General features: G+C 60.2%; 8 protein-coding genes and 1 CRISPR repeat array. All 8 genes read right to left on the bottom strand.

Annotation, left to right across the window (positions count from 1 at the left end; translation table 11 throughout):
- Nucleotides 1-63 precede the first annotated feature (63 nt).
- Nucleotides 64-1,558: a CRISPR direct-repeat array (repeat unit 37 nt; unit sequence GTAGCACCCGGCCCATAGGTCGGGTGAGGATTGAAAC).
- Between the two features lie 446 nt (nucleotides 1,559-2,004).
- The 8 genes from HRF45_02795 to HRF45_02760 all read right to left on the bottom strand — a co-directional run bounded on the left by HRF45_02795 (nucleotide 2,005) and on the right by HRF45_02760 (nucleotide 7,298).
- Complete coding sequence (locus HRF45_02795) at nucleotides 2,005-2,433, bottom strand: hypothetical protein (protein MEP0765457.1); 429 nt, start codon at nucleotides 2,431-2,433, stop codon at nucleotides 2,005-2,007.
- 7 nt (nucleotides 2,434-2,440) lie between these two features.
- Complete coding sequence (locus HRF45_02790) at nucleotides 2,441-2,968, bottom strand: hypothetical protein (GenBank protein MEP0765456.1); 528 nt, start codon at nucleotides 2,966-2,968, stop codon at nucleotides 2,441-2,443.
- A complete protein-coding gene (locus tag HRF45_02785; GenBank protein MEP0765455.1) occupies nucleotides 2,928-3,590 on the bottom strand; it encodes a hypothetical protein in 663 nt (220 codons plus the stop codon). The genes HRF45_02790 and HRF45_02785 overlap by 41 nt, the downstream gene beginning before the upstream one ends.
- A gap of 76 nt (nucleotides 3,591-3,666) precedes the next feature.
- Complete coding sequence (locus HRF45_02780; GenBank protein MEP0765454.1) at nucleotides 3,667-4,410, bottom strand: hypothetical protein; 744 nt, start codon at nucleotides 4,408-4,410, stop codon at nucleotides 3,667-3,669.
- A gap of 58 nt (nucleotides 4,411-4,468) precedes the next feature.
- Complete coding sequence (locus HRF45_02775) at nucleotides 4,469-5,419, bottom strand: hypothetical protein (GenBank protein MEP0765453.1); 951 nt, start codon at nucleotides 5,417-5,419, stop codon at nucleotides 4,469-4,471.
- A 75-nt stretch (nucleotides 5,420-5,494) separates the two neighbouring features.
- Complete coding sequence (locus tag HRF45_02770; GenBank protein ID MEP0765452.1) at nucleotides 5,495-6,376, bottom strand: hypothetical protein; 882 nt, start codon at nucleotides 6,374-6,376, stop codon at nucleotides 5,495-5,497.
- 4 nt (nucleotides 6,377-6,380) lie between these two features.
- Nucleotides 6,381-6,704, bottom strand: a complete 324-nt coding sequence (locus HRF45_02765; GenBank protein ID MEP0765451.1) for a hypothetical protein — start codon at nucleotides 6,702-6,704, stop codon at nucleotides 6,381-6,383.
- A 231-nt stretch (nucleotides 6,705-6,935) separates the two neighbouring features.
- A complete protein-coding gene (locus tag HRF45_02760; GenBank protein MEP0765450.1) occupies nucleotides 6,936-7,298 on the bottom strand; it encodes a hypothetical protein in 363 nt (120 codons plus the stop codon).
- Nucleotides 7,299-7,536: the final 238 nt, after the last annotated feature.

The raw sequence follows: 7,536 nt of genomic DNA, 5'->3' as shown, positions 1-7,536 counted from the left end.
CCCATAGGTCGGGTGAGGATTGAAACGTGTGTTCGTGCTGGTTGCCGCGCGGAGCAACCACGTGTAGCACCCGGCCCATAGGTCGGGTGAGGATTGAAACGCCTCTAGTATCGAGGCCGGGCCCTAACAGTCCCGAGGTAGCACCCGGCCCATAGGTCGGGTGAGGATTGAAACATCGTGCCGGAGATCATCCCCCATCCGCGCTGAAGTAGCACCCGGCCCATAGGTCGGGTGAGGATTGAAACATGTCATGCATGACCCGTGCACAGCTCGAGCCAGTGTAGCACCCGGCCCATAGGTCGGGTGAGGATTGAAACTGGCTCCAATTTTGGGAGAACGAGTAGATTGTATCCGTAGCACCCGGCCCATAGGTCGGGTGAGGATTGAAACCGAGAGGAAGCGGGTATCCATGTGCAGGCTATCGCGTAGCACCCGGCCCATAGGTCGGGTGAGGATTGAAACCGCCCGCTTAGGCGCGAATACCGCCGCGGTTGCACGCAGGTAGCACCCGGCCCATAGGTCGGGTGAGGATTGAAACCTGTCTCTCGCGGTTCGTTCATTGGAACCTTGATGACGTAGCACCCGGCCCATAGGTCGGGTGAGGATTGAAACCAGCGAGCCTCGAACCGCGAGAGACCGAAAAGTCTCGTAGCACCCGGCCCATAGGTCGGGTGAGGATTGAAACTCGACAGACACATGCCAACGCATGTACCTGCCGTCGTAGCACCCGGCCCATAGGTCGGGTGAGGATTGAAACGCGGAGGCGTTCTCCGAGCTGCAGCTCGAGCTCCGGGTAGCACCCGGCCCATAGGTCGGGTGAGGATTGAAACTACTGCCCAATCGTAAGCGTATTGGGTACATGCAGGTAGCACCCGGCCCATAGGTCGGGTGAGGATTGAAACTCGAACGCGTTATCAACTAGGTCGAAGCACTCTTCGAGTAGCACCCGGCCCATAGGTCGGGTGAGGATTGAAACGGCTGGTGTAGCCTCCAGTTGCCTGCACTTGCGCCAAGTAGCACCCGGCCCATAGGTCGGGTGAGGATTGAAACGGACACCTCTTTCTTGAGCAGGCGATATTTCACGCTCGTAGCACCCGGCCCATAGGTCGGGTGAGGATTGAAACGCCCCGCGTAGGTACACATCGTCCCCACGGCTCACCGGTAGCACCCGGCCCATAGGTCGGGTGAGGATTGAAACGATATCTCGAAGGTGCGTATCCTGCAGGAGGACATGTAGCACCCGGCCCATAGGTCGGGTGAGGATTGAAACAGCTGCGGTGCGAATCAGGTAGCTCATGTCTCACTCGTAGCACCCGGCCCATAGGTCGGGTGAGGATTGAAACGAACAGTGACATCATGAGACGTAGTAGTATCAGGTAGCACCCGGCCCATAGGTCGGGTGAGGATTGAAACGGCTAGACGCCAGCGGACTGCCGCCGGAACAGATGAGGTAGCACCCGGCCCATAGGTCGGGTGAGGATTGAAACACGCTCCTCGACCAGTCTGCGTCGAAGGCTGCGCGTAGCACCCGGCCCGCGGGTCGGGTGGGGATTGAAACTGTTGCTCGGTGTGCTGGGTCGGGTGAGGATGAGTCCTGAAGAGATGATGCCAGCCTGTACGCCTCCGCCAGGGCGTACGAAGGGCTCGTGGTTGGTCACGATAATGGCCCTTTACGTGACCAAGGCAGGAGTGGACCGCTTGACCGGTCAATCCAGCGGAGAACGCGCGGGCCGGTTGGTCCGTTACCTGGGAGCGCCTCAAGTTGCGGGGCCCGTTCTTCGTCACCTGCTTCAGCCGATTCTCGTCGTCGTACACGTATCCCCACACGAAGTCCAAGTCGTCGAACGTGGCGACCACGCCATAGTCCAGCACTCCCGTCACGCCGAGCAACTGGTTGAACCCGGTCTCCCAGGTGCTCCGGTGCCGTCCTTCTGCGGCAAGGTCAACTTAGCGGAGACTGGGGACAGCGTTGCAGTGATACGGCCGACACGACACCGCCCCATGCTAGTCCAGCCCAAACGAGATCCTCGTACCCGTGAAGTCGGTGAAGGCAATCAGCCCGCCCCGTGCCGTAAGGTCCGCATCGTGGTCCACCTTGGGGTCTGGGGGCACGAGCCATATTCCAGCGTTGCGTACATCGCGCTGGAACACAAACACCGGGGTCCTCACGAGCAGGGGGGTCGAGTACTTCAGCCATCCAAATCGTGGGTCTACGACGAACACCTGGTACCCACGTACCACCATGATCTCCGCGGAGAACGGACGCCGGTACACGGCAAAGTCCGACGCACCCCCCACACTCCTGACCGGGACCCGCAACCACCAGTGGTCAGACGACCCCACGACGGCACCCGCGCAGAATGCCAGTATCGCCCACCAAACGGTGGTGCTCCTGAATAGCCTAAGACCGGACTGGCGCAAGATGATACGCACCGCCCAACTACCTTGGACAATACACGTGGACAGCTAGACCCTTGCGTCCCAGAAGGTTGGTGGCTAGCAGTCCGAGCTTCACCCCGTCGCTACCTGCGTACACCAGTAGCCCGGACGACACATAGAGCGCAGCGTGTCCCATTGGCTCGTCCGCGAAGGCGACTATGGCACCGGGGACCATGCCACATGCCGGTATGAAGCCACCCAGCGGCTGGGGTTGAGCCCACTCATTCGCCCCAGGTGGATACCTCGTGAACCAGTACCACCTGCCAAACCTCGGCATGCCGTTCTCCGAGTTGACGGACACGCCTGCACCGACTACGTACACACAGCAGACGAACGCGTTGCACTTGTTCTTGCCCGGTGGCACGTCGCTGTATCCCTGCGGCATTTCAAGAGAGCCTTGTACTCCGAAGCTGGTGTTCCCGAGCCGATCCAGTGCCCACCACAGCGCCCGCAGACGCTCCGGGTCCTCCTGGCCCACAGGCACCGCCTCAATCTCTGCCTTCAGGCGGCGGACCGCCTCGTTCACCATAGCCAGTGTGGATTCTCTCTCGGCCGACCCACCAGTACAGGCGGCGAAGTCGATCGATGTCTTCGCGTGTCAGCGGCCGAGTGCCGTCCACATCTACCAGTCCGACGGGGTCGTTGACGCAGAACACATACGGGTTAGGCGTGCCTCCCACGAGCCCGGAGGGATCCCTCTGTAGCCACCTCCTTAGCGACGGGGAGTAGTGGCGGGCGCCGACGTGCATGAGGGTGGCGGTGTTAGTGGTTTGTTGGCCGGAGAGCAGGTAGAGCGTCCGGTAGCCGTACGACCCGTTCCAGCGGAAGCGCAGCGCGCCTGCCCTGAGCGACTTGCTATTCACACTAAGGGGCATACCGAGAACCTGAGCGAAGGGGTTACCCTCCGTCGTGTTGTGCAGGCCCGGCGCGACGTCATCGCCACCTGCCCTGAGCGGGCGGCAGTGCGCATGCCCTGGCACGTTAGACGACGTGGCTAGCGAGCAGTGCCCCGTAGCCAGCCTCGATCCACCCGAGCGTGTTAGCCCGTTAGAGTGCGCGGATAGCGAGCCGCGAGAGTCGGACCCGCCTCCGCCCGCGAACGGGTACGCGCCAAACACGTACCTATCAGTTATCACCTTCGACGTGTTCATCGTCCCTCTCCCATGCCCCAACCCATCCCGTAGGGCGTCATTCCGGAGAAGTCGGGAATCCGGGTGATCCTAGCACTCATCGTCCAGTCTCGAACCGCCGCAGCAACACACTCGCAATCGCGCGCTGGGCCGACTTGCTGATGGCGAAACTGCGCCCTCTGCGGTTGTAGCATGCCTCGCTCGTAAAGCACCAAAAGGTCGGCTGACGATCGACGGAGCCCTCCGCATACACGGTCGCCAGCTCCTCCAAGTCTGCCTGCGAGTACTCTGCAGTCGAGAGACACAGGCAAAGGAACGGCCAATCGCCATAGGAACCGCGCATCAGTTCCTCGGGACTCGGCACCGAGTCTTCGAACTGAATACCCGCATACGCGAAGGGAGCTGATGCACACACACTGTACAGGTAGCGCAACATCCATCGGTCTAGTACGGCGGCTTTGCGGGCGTACAGGGGGTCGTCGCTGTTCTGTGCCATGTCGCTCCAGAATGCCGATAGGGACAGCTCGAGGTACCACTCTTGCTTCCACTTTGGGGGCACACCACGTGTGTGGCGCCTGGGCCCACTAAGCAGTCCACCGACCTCGCCGATCCCGCGAATCTGTCCGACCCAGGCATTGTGATACAGCTCCGGCTTAAGGTAGGGGTGCTCAATGCCGATTCTCTCCCAACCTGCCTTTCGAAGAGATCGAAGGCCATTCTTCAAGAGCTCAATGGGGCCCCACGGCGTCCAGAACCCGACATTGTAATTGAGAGCGATGCCCCACGCATAGCGCTCCCATTCTATCTGATTGGGGTGCCGCGGCGCATCTGCCATGGTCATGCAACCCGATCCCATATCCGACTTTGCGTCAGCAACAACCGGAGGCAACGAGCGTACATCAATACTCCATTTTTCTCAGCATGTCCGACAGCGTAGGACCTGACACCTGAAAGTGGGTTACATACTCGCCGCTGGATTCGCCGAAGAGAACTGCGATGTAACGTCGCTGCCTCGACAATGGATCATACCAGCTGGCGAGTTTCCCTCTACATGCCTGGCCACCCTCTAGTACCCATGGGAAGCTGCCTCTGGTGCTGAGCGCCGCGTCAATCTGTGCAACCCACCAGGCTATCTGGTCCTTGGTGAGCTTTCCAACATCGTAACCCTTCTCGCCCTGGAAGAATATGGCCGCGTGCTTCAGTTTCTTCTCCACTTGGTCAGTAGCCACAGTAGGCACTTTGCCGCCAAGCCACTTCACTGCCTTGCCCCAGGGAACGCGCACCAGCACCTTGACACCCTTTACCATCTTGAAGGTCGCGCCACCCCAGTTGAACCCCGGCAGTGCAAGCTCCAGGCACTCAAGCGATACGCGACCCAGAATGCCACCGACCACAGCACCTGTGTGAACAGTCTCGAGGAACTGACCGTAGTGGTACTTCTTCCGGGCGTCTGGTTCGAATAGCCAGTCGTCCTCGTCCCCCTGTAGCCCCGTCCGGTCCTCGATGTTGACTGGGTCGTTGTAGGCGTAGGTGTAGAGATTCGGAGAGCCTCCATCCAGGTCCACCGGATCCCTCTGGAGCCAGCGGCGGAGGGCAGGGGAGTAGTGGCGGGCGCCGACGTGCATGATCGTGGCGGCGTTCGTGCTCTGCTGGCCGGTCAGCAGGTAGAGCGTCCGGTAGCCGTAGGAGCCGTTCCACCGGAAGCGTAGCGCGTTCCCCTCGGCGGTGTTGTGCAGCCCCGGCGCCACGTCGTTGCCATACGCATCGAACACATACCGGTCGGTTATGCTCTTAGACGTGTTCATCAACCCTCTCACATGCCCCAAGTCAGCACGCATCACTGGCATCATCTTACCCCTTCCCCCTGGCCAGGGGGAAGGTTGGGAAGGGGGTCATCTCTTTCCCGTCCAAGGCCTCGCCGATTCTCATTCCCATGGCAACGGCGGGGGAGGCGGCAAACTGGCGAGGAACTCCTTCTCGCGTTCCTCAATGCTCACACGCTTTAGAGAATCCTCCACAGAACCCTCGACGACGCGGCAGTCCGAAAACCCCTTCTCGCGAACCCAATCGGCAACATCATCACGGACATGTGGCCCCCCCGCACCCCAGGGTGTCATGGCGAACACACTGGGGTCGGGCCGATCGGCAGGAATCGCGGCCCGCACGGGGAGGACAAACGCTCCTTGCTGGAGGCTCTTGCACTGCTCGCAGCGGGATTCGTCCTGAGAGAACGGTACCCCGTCCAGCCAGTGCATGTCGGTTCGCCATGCCGTTACCCAAACTAACGAGAACGGACTGGGTTCTCCACTGCGCAATGGCAGTTCGGCCGACTCGAACCCCGTCCACCCATACTCCTTCATCTCGTGCACTATCGGCGTTCGCACGAGCCACTGGGTGTTTGTCAGCTGAACCCAGGTGCGCTCTTCCCAGCCCGGGCCCAACGCCACCCAACAGGCACGCACGATGTCCATTCCCACCTCGATTTCGAGGTAGTCTGGCCTACCCGCTCTCTCTGCTAGCTCTGCACGCCATGCCAGGTACTCACTGTACAGCTGGCGCGGAGCATCCTCGATGCGCGTTATCGCCGACAGGTTCACCATATAGCGACGCTGCCTTGCTCTTATGCTGCGTAGCAAGAGCGGGTCCGGCTCACCCATCCACCCCCCCTCCGAACACACCAGTGCCCCACACACATCGCAGTAGGCCCCGGGCGTCACGGAAGGACCACGGCGCGCCACATCGAGCCGCCCGCGCCTCTCAACTGCGTAGTCAATCTGCAACCCGAAAACTTCTCGAAGCTCTACCATTGCGCTATCGCCTCCTCGCTCCCGCAGGTGGACGGGAGCTCAGAAGATCGACGATCTTGATCTCGCCGCATTTAGCCCCCAAACTGCGGAGCATCATGTGCAGCCACTCTATCGCATCAGCCATAGTAGGCGTCACTTTTTCCTTCAAGCCGCCTTTCTCGTATTGGGCGAAGAATTGCTTCCACATGAAGTTCCACCAACCTCCCTGCGTCGTTGACCCGGGAACTCCCATGTTGGAATGCAGCCAGAGATGGAACCAGTTTGGGATACTTACGATGTTGCCCTTTTGGTTCACGAGGATACCGATATCCTTGAACTTATTGGCCAAAGCCTTGGGAAACAGGTGGTGCTTTACCCACTGGCCGTCCCAGAACTTCCACAGGTCCGTCTGGCAGATGCTGCGGAGCCGAGCCTAGACCAGAGGTTGCCATCCTCAGAGGTACACGTACCTATCAGTGATCACCTTCGAGGTGTTCATCAATCCTCTCACATGCCCCAACCCATCGCGGCGTGACGGGCTGCCGGATGAAGACGACAGGCCAGCACATCAGACTGACTACTACTGCACACCATGTCTGATGAACAGCGCCCACACGAAGGCCTGTAAAGCCATAACTAGGACTACTACACCCCATGCAATCTCTCGCATGACCCCCGGTCGCAGCGCGTCCGATGTCATGCTGTTGACCACAAGCCATGTCAACACCCATAGTACGGCGCCCATCACCGCAGAAGACAGCGGGGCGGTGACTGCAATGTGTGCGAAACCCTCCAGGCCCGAAAAGCCCCTACGCATGACCAACATCACGAGCAGCACGCCAACGACGCCAGCCACAGCAGAGCAACCCGCAGTCAGGCCCAATGTAGCCAGGGCGTTTGACCACAAGCGTTCCGTCAGAAAACTGCGCTCTTCCCAATCCATCGTAGGCACCTGTAGCTACCGTAGTGGGTTTGGCAGGAAGGTCAAGTCCGCGAGCGAACCTAGGTCTCTGTGCTTTGGTCCTGAGAACCAGCCTCCAGGCAGCTCAACGTTCACCCAGCGGCCACACTGCCCCAGCTTTGAAGCAAAACTCGGTATTCTCTCACCGAACAGCCACTGAACCGAGTCGCCTCGTGAGAACACGTTGTAGACTCGGTACACAAGGCTGCTTGGCTGAATC

It is taken from the genome of Fimbriimonadia bacterium, from assembly GCA_039961735.1.
Taxonomy (GTDB): domain Bacteria; phylum Armatimonadota; class Fimbriimonadia; order Fimbriimonadales; family JABRVX01; genus JABRVX01.
This window is presented reverse-complemented; position numbering and strand designations above follow the sequence as displayed.

Coding starts and splice junctions, on each gene's coding strand:
- HRF45_02780 (MEP0765454.1), bottom strand. CDS start 4,410: ATGACCATGGCAGATGCGCCGCGGCACCCCAATCAGATAGAATGGGAG.
- HRF45_02770 (MEP0765452.1), bottom strand. CDS start 6,376: ATGGTAGAGCTTCGAGAAGTTTTCGGGTTGCAGATTGACTACGCAGTT.
- HRF45_02760 (MEP0765450.1), bottom strand. CDS start 7,298: ATGGATTGGGAAGAGCGCAGTTTTCTGACGGAACGCTTGTGGTCAAAC.
- HRF45_02790 (MEP0765456.1), bottom strand. CDS start 2,968: ATGGTGAACGAGGCGGTCCGCCGCCTGAAGGCAGAGATTGAGGCGGTG.
- HRF45_02785 (MEP0765455.1), bottom strand. CDS start 3,590: ATGAACACGTCGAAGGTGATAACTGATAGGTACGTGTTTGGCGCGTAC.
- HRF45_02775 (MEP0765453.1), bottom strand. CDS start 5,419: ATGATGCCAGTGATGCGTGCTGACTTGGGGCATGTGAGAGGGTTGATG.